The 18,965-nt window shown below is 67.2% G+C and carries 15 protein-coding genes; 6 read left to right on the top strand and 9 right to left on the bottom strand.

Features of this window, described 5'->3' with window-relative positions:
* Positions 1–82: 82 nt before the first annotated feature.
* Complete coding sequence (locus ACFPUZ_RS00480) at positions 83–2,629, top strand: DEAD/DEAH box helicase (protein WP_376998762.1); 2,547 nt, start codon at positions 83–85, stop codon at positions 2,627–2,629.
* 57 nt (positions 2,630–2,686) lie between these two features.
* Here ACFPUZ_RS00480 and ACFPUZ_RS00485 read toward each other — a convergent pair whose 3' ends face one another.
* The 3 genes from ACFPUZ_RS00485 to sucC all read right to left on the bottom strand — a co-directional run bounded on the left by ACFPUZ_RS00485 (position 2,687) and on the right by sucC (position 6,214).
* Positions 2,687–3,802: a TIGR00366 family protein gene (locus tag ACFPUZ_RS00485; protein ID WP_376998764.1), complete on the bottom strand. Its 1,116-nt coding sequence runs from the start codon at positions 3,800–3,802 to the stop codon at positions 2,687–2,689.
* Between the two features lie 383 nt (positions 3,803–4,185).
* Entirely contained in the window at positions 4,186–5,061 is an 876-nt protein-coding gene (gene sucD / locus ACFPUZ_RS00490) for a succinate--CoA ligase subunit alpha (protein WP_376998766.1), read from the bottom strand.
* 1 nt (position 5,062) lies between these two features.
* Positions 5,063–6,214, bottom strand: coding sequence for an ADP-forming succinate--CoA ligase subunit beta (gene sucC, locus ACFPUZ_RS00495; RefSeq protein ID WP_376998768.1), 1,152 nt, complete (start codon positions 6,212–6,214; stop codon positions 5,063–5,065).
* Between the two features lie 163 nt (positions 6,215–6,377).
* Between sucC and ACFPUZ_RS00500 the strand changes: the two genes are divergently transcribed.
* Positions 6,378–6,941, top strand: a complete 564-nt coding sequence (locus tag ACFPUZ_RS00500; protein ID WP_376998770.1) for a hypothetical protein — start codon at positions 6,378–6,380, stop codon at positions 6,939–6,941.
* 124 nt (positions 6,942–7,065) lie between these two features.
* Here the strand turns inward: ACFPUZ_RS00500 and ahpD are convergent, their stop codons facing one another.
* Both ahpD and ACFPUZ_RS00510 read right to left on the bottom strand, forming a co-directional pair.
* The gene (gene ahpD / locus ACFPUZ_RS00505) at positions 7,066–7,590 is read right to left on the bottom strand and encodes an alkylhydroperoxidase, AhpD family (protein ID WP_376998772.1); all 525 of its coding nucleotides are present in this window, start codon (positions 7,588–7,590) and stop codon (positions 7,066–7,068) included.
* Complete coding sequence (locus ACFPUZ_RS00510) at positions 7,591–8,187, bottom strand: peroxiredoxin (RefSeq protein ID WP_376998774.1); 597 nt, start codon at positions 8,185–8,187, stop codon at positions 7,591–7,593. It lies immediately after the preceding gene.
* Between the two features lie 147 nt (positions 8,188–8,334).
* Between ACFPUZ_RS00510 and ACFPUZ_RS00515 the strand changes: the two genes are divergently transcribed.
* A complete protein-coding gene (locus tag ACFPUZ_RS00515; protein ID WP_376998776.1) occupies positions 8,335–9,273 on the top strand; it encodes a LysR substrate-binding domain-containing protein in 939 nt (312 codons plus the stop codon).
* Here the strand turns inward: ACFPUZ_RS00515 and ACFPUZ_RS00520 are convergent.
* Complete coding sequence (locus ACFPUZ_RS00520; protein WP_376998778.1) at positions 9,270–10,199, bottom strand: hypothetical protein; 930 nt, start codon at positions 10,197–10,199, stop codon at positions 9,270–9,272. The two genes, ACFPUZ_RS00515 and ACFPUZ_RS00520, sit on opposite strands and share 4 nt — an antisense overlap.
* A gap of 51 nt (positions 10,200–10,250) precedes the next feature.
* Here ACFPUZ_RS00520 and hrpA point away from each other — a divergent pair, with 51 nt between their 5' ends.
* Positions 10,251–14,138 carry an ATP-dependent RNA helicase HrpA gene (gene hrpA, locus ACFPUZ_RS00525; protein WP_376998780.1) on the top strand — a complete coding sequence of 1,296 codons (3,888 nt, stop codon included), beginning with the start codon at positions 10,251–10,253 and terminating at the stop codon, positions 14,136–14,138.
* Here the strand turns inward: hrpA and nrdR are convergent, their stop codons facing one another.
* On the bottom strand, positions 14,139–14,612 hold the full coding sequence (nrdR, locus tag ACFPUZ_RS00530; RefSeq protein WP_376998782.1) for a transcriptional regulator NrdR: 474 nt from the start codon (positions 14,610–14,612) through the stop codon (positions 14,139–14,141). It abuts the gene before it with no gap.
* Between the two features lie 81 nt (positions 14,613–14,693).
* Entirely contained in the window at positions 14,694–15,056 is a 363-nt protein-coding gene (locus ACFPUZ_RS00535; protein WP_376998784.1) for a hypothetical protein, read from the bottom strand.
* 275 nt (positions 15,057–15,331) lie between these two features.
* Between ACFPUZ_RS00535 and lexA the strand changes: the two genes are divergently transcribed.
* Positions 15,332–16,033, top strand: coding sequence for a transcriptional repressor LexA (lexA, locus tag ACFPUZ_RS00540; RefSeq protein ID WP_376998786.1), 702 nt, complete (start codon positions 15,332–15,334; stop codon positions 16,031–16,033).
* Positions 16,034–16,280: 247 nt separating this feature from the next.
* The gene (locus tag ACFPUZ_RS00545; protein WP_376998788.1) at positions 16,281–17,063 is read left to right on the top strand and encodes a DeoR/GlpR family DNA-binding transcription regulator; all 783 of its coding nucleotides are present in this window, start codon (positions 16,281–16,283) and stop codon (positions 17,061–17,063) included.
* A 27-nt stretch (positions 17,064–17,090) separates the two neighbouring features.
* Here the strand turns inward: ACFPUZ_RS00545 and ptsP are convergent, their stop codons facing one another.
* On the bottom strand, positions 17,091–18,770 hold the full coding sequence (gene ptsP, locus ACFPUZ_RS00550) for a phosphoenolpyruvate--protein phosphotransferase (RefSeq protein WP_376998790.1): 1,680 nt from the start codon (positions 18,768–18,770) through the stop codon (positions 17,091–17,093).
* Positions 18,771–18,965 lie beyond the last annotated feature (195 nt).

Genomic DNA, 18,965 nt, shown 5'->3' on the forward strand with positions numbered 1-18,965 from the left:
GGACAATCCCGGCGCACAGGGGTTGCGGCCCGACCGGGACAATGGCGATGCATTCTTCTGCCTGCGGCTAGGGTGAATAGGTGTGAACCTCGCCCAGATGCTTCCCGACCTGTCCGACGTACCTGCCTCGTTGCTGGATGAATCGATCTTCGACAGCTTCCTCAGTTGGGTCAAGGGCCGCGGGATCGAGCTCTACCCCGCGCAGGAGGAGGCGGCGCTGGGCATCCTCGCCGGGGACAACGTCATCCTGGCCACCCCGACGGGGTCGGGGAAGTCGATGGTCGCCAACGCGGCGCACTTCATCGCCATGGCGCGCGGTCAGCGTTCCTTCTACACCGCCCCCATCAAGGCGCTGGTGAGCGAGAAGTTCTTCGCGCTGTGCGAGATCTTCGGCCCCGAGAACGTCGGCATGATGACCGGTGACGCCACCGTCAACGGCAAGGCGCCGATCATCGCGGCGACCGCCGAGATCGTCGCCAACATCGCCCTGCGGGATGGGGCGGACGCGAAGATCGACCAGGTGGTCATGGACGAGTTCCACTACTACTCCGATCCGGAGCGCGGGTGGGCGTGGCAGGTGCCGCTGCTGGAGCTGCCCAAGGCGCAGTTCCTGCTCATGTCCGCCACCCTCGGCGACACGACCTTCCTGCAGGAGGACCTCAGCGAGCGCACGGGGCGCACCACCTCCCTGGTCGCCGGTTCCACCCGCCCGGTGCCGCTGGACTTCTCCTACGTCTACACCCCGGTGCACGAGACGATCGAGAACCTCCTCTCCGACGGCAAGGCGCCCATCTACGTCGTCCACTTCTCCCAGCGCGAGGCCACCGAACGCGCCCAAGCCCTGACCAGCCTGAAGATTATCGACGACGCGACGAAGGAGAAGATCGTCGCCGAGATCGGCGCCTTCCGCTTCACCACCACCTACGGCAAGACGCTCTCGCGGCTGCTGCGCCGCGGCATCGGTGTTCACCACGCGGGCATGCTGCCGAAGTACCGCCGCCTCGTCGAGCGGCTCTCGCAGACCGGCCTGCTCAAGGTCATCTGCGGCACCGACACCCTCGGCGTCGGCATCAACGTGCCCATCCGCACCGTCCTGTTCACCGGCCTGGCGAAATTCGACGGCACCCGCCAGCGCATCCTCAAGTCCCGCGAGTTCCACCAGATCGCCGGCCGCGCCGGGCGCGCCGGCTTCGACACGGAGGGCACCGTCGTCGTCGAGGCCCCGGAGCACGAGATCGAGAACTGGCGGCTGCGCGAGCGCGCCGGCTCGGACCCGAAGAAGCTGAAGAAGCTGCGCCTCAAGTCCGTCCGCGACGGCGAGGTCACCTGGTCGGAGAAGACCTACGAGCGCCTTACCGTCGCCGAGCCGGAGCCGATGAGCTCGCAGTTCCGCATGAGCAACTCCATGCTGCTCAACGTCATCGCCCGCCCCGGCAACGGCTACGAGCACCTCAAGCACCTGCTGCGCACCAACCACGACACCCGCGCCAAGCAGAACCGGGACATCCTGCACACGCTCGAGTTGTTCAAGGGACTGGTCAACGCGGGCATCGTGGTCAAGGCCGCGGAGGGCACGGACGAGGAGGGTCGCCCTTACCACCTCACGCAGGAGCTGCAGCGCGATTTCGCCCTCAACCAACCACTCTCCCCCTTCGCGTTGGCCGCGCTGACGTTGCTCGACCAGGAGTCGGACTCCTACACCGTCGACGTCATCTCCACCTTCGAGGCCATTCTCGACGACCCCCGCCCCCTCCTCCAGGCCCAGCAGAAGCAGGCCCGCGGTGAGGAGATCGCGGCGCTCAAGGCCGAGGGCGTCGACTACACCGAGCGCATGGCCATCGTCGAGGACATCACGTGGCCGCAGCCGCTGGCCGAGGAGCTCGAGGACGCCTACGAGACCTTCACCGCCGGCGCGCCCTGGGCCCGTGAGTTCGAGCTCTCCCCGAAATCCGTCATCCGCGACATGATCGAGCACGCGATGACCTTCTCGGATCTCATCGCCACCTACGGCCTCGCCCGCTCCGAGGGCGTCGTCCTGCGCTACCTCACCGACGCCTGGCGCACCCTCCGCCAGTCCGTGCCGCTGGAGGCGCTCAACGACGAGCTCGAGGACGTCATCGAGTGGCTCGGCGAGCTCATCCGCCAGGTCGACTCCTCGCTTATCGACGAGTGGGCCCAGATGGGAGACGAAGACACCCCCATCTCCCAGGAGGACCTGGCCCGCGAACTCGCCTTCGGCCTGGAGGACCCCACCGCGCTCACCGCCAACAGGCGGGCCTTCACCATCATGGTGCGCAACCTCATGTGGCGCGTGCTGGAATTGTTCGCCTGGGAGAAGGAGGACACCCTCGCCACGCTCCTCGACTACCTCGACCGCGAGGACAAGCCCGACTGGGGCGCCGAGCTCGATGCCTACTTCGACGAGTACGCCGACCTCGACACCGGCCAGGACGCCCGCAGCGGCGAGTATTTCTCACTCACCCAGGACGGCCGCGAATGGACCGCCCGCCAGATCATCAAGGACCCCGAGGGCGACAACTCCTTCCAGCTCGTCGCGGTCGTCGACCTCAACGCCTCCGACGCGGAGGGCGAGGTGCGGCTCAAGTCGCTGGAGATGGTGCGGGGCTGATCGACTTCACACTCCGGGGTCGAGCGGCACCGATCGAAGAACCCTGCCGGGCAGTTCCTAGTTCTCAGCATATTCAGCCGGAGGAATCTCCACCGGTGGTGCGTAGTACTCCTCCGGGGTAGGCGCAGGCGCGGCGGGGGGCGGAGTGCGGTTCGTGGGCGGATCGATCCCACAGAGGTCCCGGTACTCTTCAGCGGACACCTTCATCCACCCGTAGAGTCCTCCACACACGCCTTCGGCGCGACTGGAGCGCCGTTGCTCCGGACTGCCTTCGCATTCGGGTGCGAGACGCTCGACGCCATCGGAGTACAGTCCCATGGCGGGCCCGAGGTATCCGAGGCATTGGACCAATGTCGGCTGAGCAGCCTGGGTCGTCGTCGGCACCGCCTGCGGCTCCGCATCAGAGGTAGAGGATTGCATGTACTCGTGCACGGTGTAGGCCACGTCTCCCAGGGTGGAGATGTCACTGGCGGCGAGGAACCGATATGCCGGGGTTTCACAGTTGGTGGACAACGACCACCCCTGATTCATGGACTCTTCCGCAGCGATGCCGCCTGCGGCGTTGATAAGCTGCGCGGCGATGTCGACGTTCGGATTTACCGACTTGAAGGTGACCAGATACATACCGATACCGCAGCCGTTCATCGTCGCCGGGAATGTGCCTCCGCCATCGCCACTGATCGGACTACTCTCCGCAACATCGAAGACTCGGGTCATTCCGTCCCAGGATCGGCGCAATTGGTACTCGCCCCACTCCTGCGGCGCATCTGGGGCGGGGGCCGGATGGATGGAGTTGACGTCGGTGTCCTCGAGGAGCGTCGCCGCATCGACGCGGGTGTCCTCGGAGGTGGTCGACGCGACACTGCTCGACGTCGGCGGCTGCGTCGCGCCCACATCCTCAGCGTCGCCACGCAGTAGGAGGACGAAGATCGCGATACCCGTCAATAGTGTGGCTGTCAGCAACGAGATGATGACAGTGGCTTGGGTCTTGTTCATGGCTTGGTCTCCAGATCCATCTGCTTGGCACCAGCCTATCCAAAAGAACTGCAGGAAAGTGAAGGCTCTTGCGATGGTGACGCAGGTGACCAGCAGCCAGATGATGCAGTAACCCATGATGTCGCGGGCGGACCATCCTGCGACACAGAGCAGCGGCAGCGCCCAGAACGGCTGCACCTGGTTGGTTCAGGCGTCGGCCCAGGAGAAGGCCACTAGGGTCTGCTGGATGTCTGCTCCGATGGCATCAGCGTCCGGGATCGTCACCGGGCCCTGGACTGGCCACCACCGGAGGGATTGAAGAGGTTCAAACACATATCGTCCCGGTCCTCCCCGACTCGAGTACCAACATACGTCAGGGCGGTCAACTTCTCAGCGCAACAACAATGCACCAATATCCACCATGAGAACGTTGGTTTGGAGTGAAGACATTGCGAGAAAATAGTGGCGCCCAGCCGCCAGCGCTTCTCTGGAATGAACTGGGTCTCGACGCCTCGCTGCTGGATTCATAGCCTCACAGGCCTGATACGCATACAGCGTAGTTCTCGATCACATTCCAATTCCTACCCCTCCACAATCCCCCGCATGATCTCCGCGGTCTCCGTCGGGGTCGTTCCCACGCGCACGCCAGCGGCCTCGAGCGCCTTCTTCTTCGCGGCGGCCGTGCCCACGGAACCGGTGACGATGGCCCCCGCGTGCCCCATGGTCTTGCCCTCAGGCGCGGTGAATCCGGCGACATAACCGACCACAGGCTTTGACACGTGCTCGGCGATGTAGGCGGCGGCGCGTTCCTCGGCGTCGCCGCCGATCTCGCCGATCATGACGATGGCCTCGGTCGCGGGGTCCGCCTCGAACAACTCCAGGGCGTCAATGAAGTCGGTGCCGATGAGCGGGTCGCCGCCGATGCCCACGGCGGTGGAGATGCCGATATCGGAAAGCTCGTTCATCATCTGGTACGTCAGGGTGCCCGACTTGGAGATGAGCCCCACCGGACCGGAGCCGGTGATCGTCGCCGGGATGATCCCCGCCAGGGAGGATCCCGGGGTGATCAGGCCCGGGCAGTTCGGGCCGATGATTCGCACGCGGTCGGCGGCCCGCGCCAGCAGTTCCGCGGTGTCCTGCACCGGCACACCCTCGGTGATGATGACGATGAGCGGCACGCGGGCGTCGATAGCCTCGGTCACCGCCTCCTTGACGAAGGGCGCGGGCACGAACACGACCGATACGTCCGCGCCGGTAGCTTCCCGCGCCTCGGCGACGGTGGCGAAGACGGGCAGCCCGACGCCGCCGATCTCCAGGGTCTCCCCCGCCTTCTGCGGGTTGGTGCCGCCGACCACGCGGGCGCCGGCGGGGAGCATGCGCTCGGTGTGCAGGCGGCCTTCCCGTCCGGTGATGCCTTGGACGATGATGCGGGAGTCGGCGTCGGTAAGCACGGCCATGTCAGTTCCTTCCGGCCAATTCGGTGACCAGGTCGGCCGCCTCGTCCATGTCCGCGACGACGGTGACGAGCGGGTGGTCGAAGTCTTCGAGGATGGCGCGGCCCTCCTCGACGCTGTTGCCGTCGAGGCGGACGACGATGGGGCGGGAAGCTTCATCGAGCCTGGTCAGGGCCTCGACGATGCCCGTGGCCACGGCGTCACAGGAGGTGATCCCGCCGAAGACGTTGACGAACACGCTGCGCACCTGCTCATCGGAGAGGACAATTTCCAGGGCCGCGGTCATGGTCTCCGGGGACGCGCCGCCGCCGATATCGAGGAAGTTCGCCGGCCGCTGGCCGCCGTGCCGCTCCCCCGCTGCGGTGACGACATCGAGGGTCGACATGACCAGGCCGGCGCCGTTGCCGATGATCCCGACGGAGCCGTCGAGGGTGACGTATTTCAGGCCGTGCTCGCGGGCGCGCTTCTCGACGGGGTCGTGGTGGCCCGCAGCATCCGCCAGCTCGGCGCGGTTGTCGAGGCGGAAGGCGGCGTTGTCGTCGAGGGTGATCTTGCCGTCGAGCGCCAGGACGTCGCCGCCGACGGTGAGGACCAGCGGGTTGACCTCGACGAGGGTGGCGTCCTCGGCGCGGTAGACGTCGAGCAGCTGGCGGAGGACGGGGATGACCTTCAAGCGGACGTCCTCCGGCAGCGCGGCCACGAGAGTCTCCGCATCGAGCTCGCCCAGCGGATCGACCTCCACTCGGGCGATCGCCTCGGGGCGATCTGCCGCCAAATGCTCGATATCCACGCCGCCCTCCACTGAGAACATCGCCAGATAGGAACGGGAGGTGCGGTCGAGGAGCAGGGAGAAGTAGTACTCCTCGTCGATGTCGACGCACTCGACGATCATCACCTTCTCCGCCCGGTGGCCGCGGATGTCCAGCCCGAGGATCGCCTCGGCGGCCCGGTACGCATCCTCGGGGGTCTCGGCGACGCGGATCCCACCCGCCTTGCCGCGCCCGCCGATCTTCACCTGCGCCTTCACCACGACCGGGCCCCCGATCTCCGCAGCGACCGCCCGGGCTTCCGCGGGTGAGGACGCGACCGTGCCCCGGAGGACGGGCACGCCGTGCGCCTCGAAAATATCGCGCGCCTGGTACTCGTAGAGGTCCATGCGCCGAGTCTATAGATCATCACAATGATGCGGCGGAAAGTTGCTGAAGCATAACAATTCGACAGTATATTTTGTCAACGACATGTTCACCGTCCGTTAACCATGTACCGTCGTTCCTACAACCGCATACTTATACATCTGCTGTCCACATGAAGGAGTCATCATGAGCAACCGACTGATCAAGACCATCGCCATCGCCGCCACCGCAGGCATGCTCGTCACCGCGTGCACGAACAGCGATGACACCGCCGCCGACAACCCTGGCACCGTGACCACCACGACCCCGGCCGGTGAGGCCCCGACCGAGACCACGGTCACCACCGCGGACACGGCCGACCAGGTGGAGGGCGAGGACCCGGTGTTCCGCGTGATCGACGCGGTCATGGCCGACTACCCGGACGGCATCATCGTCAACATCGATCGCGAGGACGACACCGACTCCTACGAGGTGGATGTCGTCCAGGGCGAGGACGTGGTCAACCTGCAGGTCGACTTCGACGGCACCCTGCGCGAGGAGGACCGCGACGGAGACAACGATGACGTCGCCAACGCCCAGGCCTCCACCGTCTCCGCGACCGACGCCATCAAGGAGGCCCTGGAGCTGCACCCGACCGGCCTGCTCGATGCGCTCGACCTCGAGGATGAGAACGGCACCCTCCTGTGGAAGGTCCAGCTGGACGACGCCGACCGCAACGACCTGGCCGAGCTGGACGTCGCGGCCAACTAGCATTCCCCTTACCCGCCCCCGGCACCGCCTTCCCGGTGCCGGGGGCGCACTCATGTCCGCCCGCCGGCAGGACAAAGAAAGACGCCGCCGCCCGAAGGCGACGGCGTCGATAAGCACAGAGACCCTAGCGGGCGGCCTCGACCTGGACGGTCTGAGCGACTGCAGCGATGACAGCGGCGACCTTGACGGCCTCCCAGACCTGCTCCTTCGTCAGACCCTCCTCGCGGACGGTCTTGTCGTGGGCGACGACGCAGTTCTCACAGCCGTTGATGGTGGAGACGGCGAGCGACCACAGCTCGAAGTCGGCCTTGTCCACGCCCGGCTTGGAGATGATGTTCATCCGCAGGCCGAACTTGACGTTGGTGTAGTCCTCACCGAGGAAGTGCTTCGCACGGTAGGCCACGTTGTTCATGGCCATGACGGTCGCGGCGCCGAGGGCTGCCTCGTAGGCCTCGTCGGAGAGGTGGCCCTTGGCCTCCTCGGAGATCTCGGCGAACACGGTGTCGTTGCGGGTGGCGGCGGCGGAGGCGAGGAGGGTGCCCCACAGCTGCTGCTCGTTGAGCTCGGTGGAGCGGGTGAGGCTACCGAGGTTGAGCTTCTGGTCCTTGGCGTACTCGGGGAGTGCGCTGCGCAGGTTATCGATCGACATCTACTTCAGGGACTCCTGCACGACGTCCATCTTGTTGATGTTCTTGGTCGGGTCGTTGGCCTGCCAGTTGCAGGCGCAGACCTCTTCGGACTGCAGGGCGTCGAGGACGCGCAGGACCTCGTCGACGTTGCGGCCGACGGCGTCCGGGGTGACGGAGACGAACTGGATGATGCCGTCCGGGTCGATAATGAAGGTGGCGCGGTCGGCGACGCCGTCCTTGTTCTCGACGCCGAGCTCACGGATGAGCTCGTGCTTGATGTCGGAGAACATCGGGAAGGGGACGTCCTTGAGCTCGTCGTTGGTGGCGCGCCAGTTGAAGTGGGAGAACTCGTTGTCGACGGAGCCGCCGAGGATCTGGGTGTCGCGGTCCTGGAACTCCTCGTCGAGCTTGCCGAAGGCGGCGATCTCGGTCGGGCAGACGAAGGTGAAGTCCTTCGGGTAGAAGAAGATGACCTTCCACTTGCCCGGGTAGGTGTTCAGGGACACGGTCTCGAAGTAGTCCTCCGGCTGCTGGGCGTTGGCCTCGGACAGGTTGCCGCCCTTGAGGGCGAGCAGCTCGAACTCGGGGAACTTCTCTCCAACGGTCATGATTGCCATGCGAATGTCTCCTCAGGAAAAGTGAAATGTGACGGCTGTCACGAAAGGTCTGACTATTGGACTCTTCGGAAGCCGCCCTCCATTATGCCCGCAGAAAGCCTGCCAGTCAATAACTAATACCGATACACGTCCTGTAATATGATAGGCATGAACAATAAGGAGTACCGCCCCACCCTCTCCCAGCTGCGGACTTTCGTCACCATCGCCGAGAACAAGCACTTCGGCACCGCAGCCGCGAAACTGAGTATCTCCCAGCCCTCCCTCTCCCAGGCGCTCGTCGCCCTCGAGCACGGCCTGGGCATCCAGCTCATCGAGCGCTCCACCCGCCGCGTCATCGTCACCCCCGCCGGCGAGGAACTCCTCCCCTACGCCAAGGCCACCCTCGACGCCGCCGAGGCCTTTCTCGCCCAGTCGCGCGGCGCACACGGCACGCTCATCGGGCCGCTGACCATCGGCATCATCCCGACGATCGCACCTTATATCCTGCCCGCGCTACTCACCGCCGTCGGCGAGAACTACCCCGAACTCGAGCCGCGCATCGTCGAGGACCAGACCCACCACCTCGTGCAGATGCTGCGCGACGGGCAGATCGACCTGGCCATCATGGCGCTGCCCTCGGAGACCACCGGCGCCACCGACCTCCTCCTCTACGAGGAGGACTTCGCCGTCGTCGTCCCCGTCGGCCACCCCCTCGCCGGACGCACCGACCTCGGGCTCTCCGATCTCGACGCCCTCGACCTGCTGCTTCTCGACGACGGCCACTGCCTCCACGACCAGATCATCGATCTGTGCCGCAAGGCCGACCTCAACCCCACCGAGGCGACGAATTCCGTCACCCGCGCGTCCTCGCTGACCACGATCATGCAGCTCGTCGCCGCCGGACTGGGCGCCACGCTGGTGCCGGTCTCCGCGGTGACCACGGAATGTCACCGCCCGGGACTGGCCGTGAGCACCTTCCGCGAAGGAGTGAGCGCCTCCCGCGAGATCGGACTGGTGTTCCGCAATTCCAGCTCCCGCATGGAAGAGTTCTCCGCGTTCGGCGCTCTGGTGCAGGAGGCCTTCCGGGCCTCCCTGCAGCCGCGTTAGGCCCGGGTCGGGGCCGGCAGCGCCCCCTGCGCGGCCTGTCGGTACATGTGTGCCTGCGCGAGCAGCAGGGCCGGGCCAATGATGATCAACGCCAGGCCGAGGGTGATCAACGACACGATCATCGCGGCCAGACCGGCGACGATGTTGAACAGCAGCAGCGTCAGGTGGTTACGGGCGCCGGCGCGAAAGCCCGCGCCGAAGGCCCCGGCGAAACCGGTCCGGCGGTCCGCGGCGAACCACACCATGAACATGGTCAGCGGCGTCACGAGCACCGCGACCACCATGATGACCGCGAACACGCCGAAGAGCTTGGACAGCTCCGCGAGCATCTCGTCCTGCGTCGCCATCTGTGAGTTGGCCAGGTCATTGCTGCTCAGCATGATCGGCAGGGCAAATGCGGAGAACAGCACAGTGGTGATCACCTGGATGACGATGAACACCCCGAAGGTCGGCCAGAAGTTCACGTTCCCGCCGAAGTCGCCGTAACCGATCTTCGCCTTGTCCACCTGGCGCAGGGCACCGTGATAGATGAAGACGGTGAGCGCCGAGAAGAGCAGCCCGAGCAGCACCTGGCTGACCTGGTAGCCCAGGCCGTTCTGGTAGCTCATGTCGCCGGAGAAACCGCCGAAGGCGAAGTCGACGGTCATGGCCACCACGACGCTGGCCACCAGGAGCGCGAGCGTGCCGAGGATCCACACCGGCCAGTTCCGGAACGTCGTGCCGAAGGCCCAGGACACGGCCTCCATCGGGCGGACCTTGCCGGTGCCGGTGGTGGTGGTGGTGGCGGCGGGAGTCTGCTCGCTGTAGCCGGCGTAGCCCTGGTAGGGCTGCTGGCCGTAGGTGGGGGCGTCCTCCGGATGGGGCGTGGAGGGGTAGGCGGGATAGGAGTTCTCGGGTTCCTCGTGGGGCTCGTTCGGTGTCGTCATGTGGACCACGATAGGCCACGGCCGCGAAGACGGTAGGATTCAACGTCAGCCATGACTACCCGTGAAGATCTCTACGCCCGCCTCCAGGACGTCTCGCTCGCCGACGAACGTTCCTTCCGCCGCCGCCTGAGCAAGGCGCGCGCGCCGCAGGCGCTCGCCGCGATTGCGGCCGACGTCGAGCGGGCCGTCGATAAGCAGCTGCTTATCGACGCCGCCATCCCTCCCATCACCTACCCCGAGACCCTGCCCGTCTCCGCGCGACGCGAGGACATCGCCGCGGCGATCAGGGACAACCAGGTCGTCATCATCGCCGGCGAGACCGGCTCCGGCAAGACCACGCAGATCCCGAAAATCTGCCTCGACCTGGGCCGCGGCCGCCGCGGCCTCATCGGACACACCCAGCCGCGGCGCCTCGCCGCCCGCACCGTCGCCGAGCGCATCGCCGAAGAGCTGGGCCAGGACATCGGCGAGACCGTCGGCTACGCCATTCGTTTCGACGACCGCGTCTCCCCCACCTCCGCCGTCAAACTCATGACCGACGGCATCCTCCTCGCCGAGATGCAGCGCGACCGCTACCTCAACGCCTATGACACGCTCATCATCGACGAGGCCCACGAACGCTCCCTCAACATCGACTTCATCCTGGGCTACCTGCGTCGGCTGCTGCCGAAGCGGCCCGACCTCAAGGTGATCATCACCTCCGCGACGATCGACCCGGAGTCCTTCGCCCAGCATTTCGCCGACGCCCGGGGCGAACCCGCCCCCATTATCGAGGTCTCCGGCCGCACCTTCCCCGTGGAGATCCGCTACCGCCCGCTGGAGTTCGAACGCGACGGCAAGATCGTCGACCAGGACCCGCTCGACGCGCTGTGCGAGGCCTGCGAGGAACTCATGCTCGAGGGGCCGGGCGACATCCTCTGCTTCTTCCCCGGCGAACGCGACATCCGCGACGCCATGGAGGCCATCGAGGGCCGCAAGTGGCGCGGCGTCGAGGTCACCCCGCTGTTCGGACGTCTGTCCAATCAGGAACAGCACCGCGTGTTCCAGCCGCACGCGGGGCGTCGCATCGTGCTCTCCACCAACATTGCGGAAACCTCGCTGACCGTGCCGGGCATCCGCTACGTCGTGGACACCGGCACCGCCCGCATCTCGCGCTACTCCACCCGCAACAAGGTCCAGCGCCTGCCCATCGAGCCGGTCTCCCAGGCCTCGGCCAACCAGCGCTCGGGCCGCTGTGGTCGCGTGGCCGACGGTATCGCCATCCGGCTGTACTCGGAGGAGGACTTCGCCTCCCGCCCCGCGTTCACCGACCCCGAGATCCTGCGCACCAACCTCGCCAGCGTCATCCTCCAGATGGCGCTCATGCGGCTGGGCGACATCGCCGAGTTCCCCTTCGTGCAGGCCCCGGAGAACCGCGCCATCCGCGACGGCCTCCTCTTGCTCCACGAGCTCGGCGCGCTCACCGACCGGGAGCAGGACGGACAGCCCGTCCTCAGCCCCATCGGCCGCGACATCGCCCGCATCCCCGTGGACCCGCGCATGGCCCGCATGCTCGTGGAGGCCAACCGGCTCGGCGAACTCGACGCCGCGATCGTCATCGTGGCCTCCATGACCATCCAGGACGTGCGCGAACGCCCCCTCGAGCACCAGGCCCAGGCCGACCAGAAGCACGCCCGTTTCAAGGACTCCACGAGCGACTTCCTCAGCTCCCTGAAACTCTGGGACTACATCAACCAGTCCCGCGACGACCTCAGCGGCAATGCCTTCCGACGCCGCATGAAGGACGAGTTCCTCCACTACATGCGCATCCGCGAGTGGTATGACCTGGTCCGTCAGCTCCGCGAGGTCTGCCGCCAGCTCGGCTGGTCGACACGCGCCGAGGTCGCCGGGGATCGCAACGCCGACGCCATCCACCAGTCGCTGCTCTCCGGCCTGCTCTCCCACATCGGCGCCCGTCTCGGCAACACCCGCGAATTCGCCGGGGCCCGCGGCACCCGCTTCATGGTCTTCCCCGGTTCCTCCCTGGCGAAGAAGCCCCCGGAGTTCCTCATGGCCGGGGAACTGGTGGAGACTTCCCGGCTGTGGGCCCGCGACGTCGCAGCCATCGACCCGGCGTGGGTGGAGAAGCTCGCCGCCCCCCTGCTCAAGCACCAGTACTCCGACCCCGCCTGGTCGCGCTCCCGGGCCTCCGCCATCGTGCACCAGAAGTCCACCCTCTACGGGGTGACCATCGTCGCCGACCGCGTCGTCCCTTACCACCGGGTCGACCCGGAAGCCGCGCGCGACCTCTTCATCCGCCACGCCCTCATCGAGGGCGACTGGTCGACGCACCACACCTTCTTCCACTCCAACGTGGAGAAGCTCGAGGCCGCCGCCGAGGTCGAGGAGAAGGCCCGCCGCCGTGGACTCGTCATCGACGAGGAATCGCTCTTCGACTTCTACGATTCCCGCCTGCCCGCGAACATCACCACCGGTCGGCACTTCGACTCCTGGTGGAAGAAGGAGCGGCAGCAGCACCCCGACCTCCTCGACTTCGACCCCGCCGCCCTCCTGGGCGACGAGGCCGATTCCGTCACCGAGGAGGCCTTCCCCGACCGCTGGCGCAAGGGAAGCATCGACTACGACCTGGAGTACCGTTTCGAGCCCGGCCACCCACAGGACGGCGTGACCATGCTGGTGCCCGTCCCCCTGCTCGCGGGCATGGACCGCGAGGGCGTCGACTGGCTGGTGCCCGGCCTTCGCGAGGAGCTGCTCACCGAGCTCATCCGCACCCTTCCCAAGGACAAGCGCCGCGCCGTCGTTCCGGCCCCCGACGTCGCCGCCCGGGCACTGCCCCGCCTCATTCCCTACGAGGGCCCGCTGGTGACGCAGTTCACCCAGGTGCTCAACGACATGGGCGCGCGCCACATCACCGCCGAGGACTTCCGCCCCGCCGCCCTGCCGCCGCACCTGCAGATGACCTTCGGCGCCGTGGACAAGCGCGGGAAGGTCATCGACGCCGACAAGGATCTCGGCGCCCTCATCTCCCGCCAGGCCGGCTCCATCAAGTCCTCGGTGAGCAAGGTGTCCCGGGCCGCGGAGACGACCTCGGTACCGACGTGGACCGCCGACACCCTCGGCACCGTCGCCGAGGAGGTGGCGACCGTCGTCGACGGCCACGAGGTCACCGCCTACCCCGCGCTCGTGGCCACCAAGGACGGCGTGGAGATCCGCGTCCACCCCACCCGGGCCGCCGCCGACGCCTCCATGATGACCGCCACCCTGACCCTGCTCCTGCGGGAGATCCCGGTCAACGCCAACCAGATGACCAAGGGCCTGCCCCTCCAGCAGCGGGTCGCGGTGGACAACTATCCCCACGGCGGAGCAGCCGGGCTTGTCGAGGACGCCCGCGTCGCCGCCATCCGCGACCTCATGCTCACCCACGGCGGCCCGGTGCGCTCCCCGGAGGAATTCGAGGAGCTCCGTCGGAAGGTCGCCCCCGACGTTCCGGGACTGGTCCGCCGCACCGTGGTGTCCCTGGCACCCGCGCTCATCGAGTACCACTCCGTGTCCGAGGAACTCTCCGCCTGGAGCGGGGACGCCATCGAGGACATGAAGAAGCAGCTGTCCTTCCTGCTCCCACGGCACGCCGTCACCCTGCACGGGGCGGCGCAGCTGCGGCATCTCCCCCGCTACCTGCAGGCGATGCGGGTCCGCCTGGAGGAAATGGCGCAGGACCCGGACAAGGACGCCGACCGCCAGGACGAGGTCGAGGAGGCCCTCACCCACCTCCGCCTGCGCCTGGCGAAACTTCCTGCAGGCAGGGAAAAGACGCGCGAGGTCAAGGACATCCGGTGGATGATCGAGGAGCTCCGCGTCAGCCTCTTCGCCCAGCGGCTGGGCACGGCCCGCCCGGTCTCCCTGCGGCGCATTCAGAAGGCCGTGGACAAGCTCCGCTGATCAGCCCTCGAGAGCGGCGGCGTCCTCGCGGGCGCGACGACGCATGAGCCGGATCTCGGATTCGAAGTCCTCGGCCGACTCGAAGGACTTGTACACGGAGGCGAAGCGCAGGTAGCCCACTTCGTCGAGGACGCGGAGGGGCTCGAGGATGGCCAGGCCGATGTCATTGGCGTTGACCTGCGAGCTGCCGTGCGAACGGACGGTCTCCTCCACCTCCTGCGCCAGGCGCTTGAGGGCGTCGTCGGAGACATCGCGTCCCTGGCAGGCGCGCCGCACACCGAGGACCACCTTGTCCCGGCTGAAGGGCTCCGTCACTCCATTGCGCTTGATGACGAGCAGGACGGCCTTTTCGATGGTGGTGAAGCGACCCTCGCACGCGGTGCATTCGCGGCGGCGCCGGATCGACGCCCCCGCGTCGACAATGCGCGAATCAATGACCCGGGAGTGATCGTGGTGGCAGAACGGGCAGTACACGGTGGACCGTCAACACCTTTCTTAAGGACCGTTGGACAGGGCACGAGCTGGACCCATGATCATACCCGCGGGGAACTCCCCCTAACGTGCCTGTCCGACGGCCGCCGGTGGGGTGTGCTCCGTCCATTGCCCCCCGTCGCCGGTGTCCCCGAGAATGGCGGCGCCGATGAGCGCGCTGCCGAACAGAGCGCCGACCAGGTAGGTCGTCCAGGTGTCCCGGCGGCGGACTCCCCGCTCCCGCCACGTGACCTGCGCGCTGGAGGAATGCGGAGCCACAGCTCGTTGCTGCGTTCGATCCAGCGGGCGCAGAGTTCGAACACCCCGCTCCCGAGCGGTACCCTCGACGAAGCCGGAGGGCTCCCAGACGGCGGCCGTAGGAACACGGAGGACATCACCGTCGAGCGCGCGTCCACCAGGTCGGGAGTCATTGAGGAAGATGGTCATGTCAGTTCCTTTCATCGGTTGTCCCGAGACTATCGGGCGACCCCGACACTCTCGAACACTCACGTCGTTCAGATGTTCGATGTAGATGCTATGTTCGATTTATAGCACTCGTTCGAAACTTTGTCCACACGCCGACGCCCACAGTCGAACATCCGTACCAGATCGTGGTAGACATGTAGCAGGTGAACGGCACACTGGATCCACGACCGTTCGATCCCGCCCCTCCGAACCCGCCCCGCCGCCGAACCTGAAGCCCCGAGAAGGAGCCCACGACCATGACATCCACCACTCCCAGCCCGACGGGCAAGCCGGACCCGTCGACACTGTCCGACCGGCAGCGCCGCATCCTGGAGGTCATCCGGGATGCCGTGGTGCTGCGCGGCTACCCGCCGAGCATCCGCGAAATCGGTGACGCTGCCGGCCTGCAGTCCACCTCCTCGGTGGCCTACCAGCTCAAGCAGCTGGAGAAGAAGGGCTTCCTGCGCCGCGATCCGAACAAGCCCCGCGCCGTCGACGTGCGCACGCTGCCCTCGACCGATTCCGCCCGCAAGCCCGGCCGCAAGGCCTCCCCCAAGCCCTCCGCCGCCCCCGAGGACGCCAGCCCGGCGAACTTCATTCCCGTGCTTGGCCGCATAGCTGCCGGGTCCCCCCTGCTGGCGGAGCAGACCGTGGAGGACTACTACCCGCTGCCCGCCGACCTGGTGGGCGACGGCGAACTCTTCATGCTGCAGATCGACGGCGAATCGATGCGGGATGCCGGCATTCTTCACGGGGACTGGGTCGTGGTTCGCTCGCAGCCGGTGGCGGAGCAGGGCGAATTCGTCGCCGCGCTCATTGATGGCGAAGCGACGGCGAAGGAGTTCCACAAGGACTCGACCGGCGTCTGGCTCCTCCCGCACAACGAGGACTTCTCCCCCATTCCGGGCGACAAGGCGGAGATCATGGGCAAGATCGTCTCGGTGTTCCGGAAGCTCTGAGCGGGGAAACGCCACCCCCGGCAGATCGGGCACGGGAGGACCCCAAGAGCCACACCTTCCCACCCGAACGGGCATGTCACGGGCCCGGCCAGCCCGACCTGCCCGCAGACTGCCCGCTCCGCACCGCCCCCGTTGTCCCAGTACACCGGTGGAACATCTGACCTGTGACCGTGTTTTTTGCGACAATGTCAGAAACGGACACTCCCTGATGTCCGATTCGGTCAGGCACGGTGCCAGAGGAGACTTCATGTACGCAGAGGAGCGGAGGCGACAGATCGCCTCCCTGACCGCCGTGGAGGGGCGGGTCAACGTCACCGAGCTGGCACACCGCTTCGAGGTCACGGCCGAGACCATCCGCCGCGACCTGGCCGTGCTCGACCGGGAAGGGGTCGTCCACCGCGTCCACGGCGGCGCGGTGGCCAGCCAGACCTTCCAGACGACCGAGTTCTCCCTCGACGCCCGTTTCCGTTCGGCCCCCACCGCGAAGTCCGCGATTGCGCGGGCCGCCCTGCGCTACCTCCCTGAGCCGCGGGGTGGGCTGTTTCTCGACTCGGGCACGACGATCGGCACGCTGGCGGATCTCATCGCGGAGCAGCCGAATGCGTCCCAGTGGTCCATCGTGACCAACAGCCTGCCGATCTCCCTCAACCTCGCCACGCGCGGCCTCAACGAGGTCCAGTTGCTGGGCGGTTCGGTCCGGGCCATCACGCAGGCGGTCGTCGGGGACACCGCGCTGCGGACCCTCGCGCTCATGCGGGCGGACGTCGCCTTCATCGGCACCAACGCACTGACCCTGGACCACGGCTTGTCCACCGCGGACGCCCAGGAGGCGGCGATCAAGTCCGCCATGGTGACCAACGCCCACAAGGTGGTCGTGCTCTGTGACTCCACCAAGCTGGGCACCGACTACCTCGTGAGTTTCGCCGGCATCGACGACATCGACGTTGTCATCACCGACCCCGCCGCGCCGGACTCCTTCGTCACGGCGCTGCGGGAGCGCGAGGTCGACGTCATCATCGCTGAGGACTGACGCAGTCCGACCCCGCCCCGGCGTATCTCAGCCCAGGATCATCTCCGCGGCGATCTGGCGGGCGGCGGTCGCCCCGGAGGCGTTGAGGACGGCCTCGGCCACTTCCTGGCACTGTGCCAGGTCGAGGTCGGCCAGCTGGGCGCCGACGCCCGCCACGGCCGTCGAGGCCGCCGACAGGGAGGTCACGCCGAGGCCGGCGAGGACGCAGGCCAGCTTCGGGTCGGCCGCGGCCTCACCACACACGCCGACCGGGGTCTGCGTGAGTTCACCGACGCGACAGGTCTCCTTGACCAGGCGCAGGACGGCAGGCTGCCACGGGTCGGTGAGGTAGGCCAGGGACGGCGAGAGCCGGTCGGCGGCCATCGTGTACTGGGTGAGGTCGTTGGTGCCGATGGACACGAAGTCGAGGTGCGGCATGATCCGGTCGGCCATGATGGCGGCGGCGGGGACCTCGATCATGGCGCCGGGGGTCAGGCCGCGTTCGCGGCACAGTTCGGCAAACCACTTGGCCTCGCGCTCGCGGGCGACCATGGGCGCCATGACCCAGGTGGGGGCATCGTCCCCGCGGCCCTCGGCTGCCAGCGCGATGGCGTCGAGCTGGCGGACCATGATGCCGTCGTTGCCCCACGCGATGCGCAGGCCGCGCACACCGAGGGCGGGGTTCTCCTCGTGCTGCAGGGTGGCGTAGGCGATGGGCTTGTCGGAGCCCGCGTCAAGGGTGCGGATGACCACCTTGGAGTCCGGGAAGGCGTCGAAGACCTTGCGGTACACCGCGGCCTGCTCCTCCACGGTCGGCTCCTGCGAGGCGGAGAGGAAGCTCATCTCGGTGCGGTAGAGGCCGATGCCCTCCGCCTGGGTGTCGGCGGCGAGGCGGGCGGCCTGCCCGTCGGCGACGTTGGCCAGCAGCTGGATGCGGTGCCCGTCCTTTGTCTGGGCGGGGCCGCGCCACTGGGCCACGATGGCGGCGCGCTCGCGGGAGGAGGCGACCTCCGCCCGGGCGGTCTCCTCGTCGGCGTCGAGGGTGATGGTGCCGCTGGCGCCGTCGACAAGCACGGGCTCGCCGGCGGGAATCTCATTGATGGGGGGACCGGCGGCGACGATGCAGGGGACGTTGAGCTGGCGGGCGATGATCGCGGTGTGGCTGGTGGGGCCGCCGAGCTCGGTGACCAGCGCGACGACGAGCTCGGGGTTGAGGGTGGCGGTGTCGGCGGGCGAGAGGTCATCGGCCAGCAGGACCCTCTCGGAGGTGATGGAGGGCAGTCCGGGCTCCTCCTCGCCGCGCAGTTCGGCGATGACTCGGTCGCGGATGTCGCGGAGGTCGGTGGTGCGCTCGGCCATGAGCCCTCCAGCTGCCTCGAACATGTCGACAAACTTCTGGGTGGCGGCGACGGTGGCGTAGTCGGCGGGGTGGCCGTCGTTGACGTTCTTGCGTACGGCCTTGCGCCAGCCGCGGTCGTTGACCATCCCCGCGGTGACCTTGAGCACCTCGGCGGCGGCCCCCTCCACGGTGTCGGCGCGGGCGGCCAGGCGCTCGGCCACGGTGTCGGCGGCGACGGTGAAGCGCTCGTATTCGGCGTCGCGGGCCTCCTCGGCGACGGTGGCCCCGGGCTCGGGGAGTGAGGGTCGGGCGTGAACCCAGATGGCGGGGGCGTAGGCGATACCGGCGACGACGCCGGTGCCCGTAATGGTGGTGGATTCAGTTGCCATGGATTTCAGTCCCATCTCACAGTTTGCGGGTCGTGTGATGTCCAGAACATCACAAAATCCACGTCTTAGCAACGATACAGACACGACCCCCTTGACAATCGGACACAATCGGGCGATACTAATCTCACAAACGGACATTTAGTGTGACTTAGTTCATCGTTTTCATAACAGCCTCGGACCGGTGCCTCACCACTG

It is taken from the genome of Corynebacterium nasicanis, from assembly GCF_042658165.1.
GTDB lineage: Bacteria > Actinomycetota > Actinomycetes > Mycobacteriales > Mycobacteriaceae > Corynebacterium > Corynebacterium nasicanis.

Excerpts from the sequence above, each read along its gene's own strand:
- lexA (WP_376998786.1), top strand. The coding sequence starts at position 15,332 with ATGACATCCACCACTCCCAGCCCGACGGGCAAGCCGGACCCGTCGACA.
- ptsP (WP_376998790.1), bottom strand. The coding sequence starts at position 18,770 with ATGGCAACTGAATCCACCACCATTACGGGCACCGGCGTCGTCGCCGGT.
- hrpA (WP_376998780.1), top strand. The coding sequence starts at position 10,251 with ATGACTACCCGTGAAGATCTCTACGCCCGCCTCCAGGACGTCTCGCTC.
- sucC (WP_376998768.1), bottom strand. The coding sequence starts at position 6,214 with ATGGACCTCTACGAGTACCAGGCGCGCGATATTTTCGAGGCGCACGGC.
- ACFPUZ_RS00515 (WP_376998776.1), top strand. The coding sequence starts at position 8,335 with ATGAACAATAAGGAGTACCGCCCCACCCTCTCCCAGCTGCGGACTTTC.
- ACFPUZ_RS00520 (WP_376998778.1), bottom strand. The coding sequence starts at position 10,199 with ATGACGACACCGAACGAGCCCCACGAGGAACCCGAGAACTCCTATCCC.
- ACFPUZ_RS00535 (WP_376998784.1), bottom strand. The coding sequence starts at position 15,056 with ATGACCATCTTCCTCAATGACTCCCGACCTGGTGGACGCGCGCTCGAC.
- ACFPUZ_RS00545 (WP_376998788.1), top strand. The coding sequence starts at position 16,281 with ATGTACGCAGAGGAGCGGAGGCGACAGATCGCCTCCCTGACCGCCGTG.
- sucD (WP_376998766.1), bottom strand. The coding sequence starts at position 5,061 with ATGGCCGTGCTTACCGACGCCGACTCCCGCATCATCGTCCAAGGCATC.
- ACFPUZ_RS00510 (WP_376998774.1), bottom strand. The coding sequence starts at position 8,187 with ATGGCAATCATGACCGTTGGAGAGAAGTTCCCCGAGTTCGAGCTGCTC.
- ahpD (WP_376998772.1), bottom strand. The coding sequence starts at position 7,590 with ATGTCGATCGATAACCTGCGCAGCGCACTCCCCGAGTACGCCAAGGAC.
- ACFPUZ_RS00500 (WP_376998770.1), top strand. The coding sequence starts at position 6,378 with ATGAGCAACCGACTGATCAAGACCATCGCCATCGCCGCCACCGCAGGC.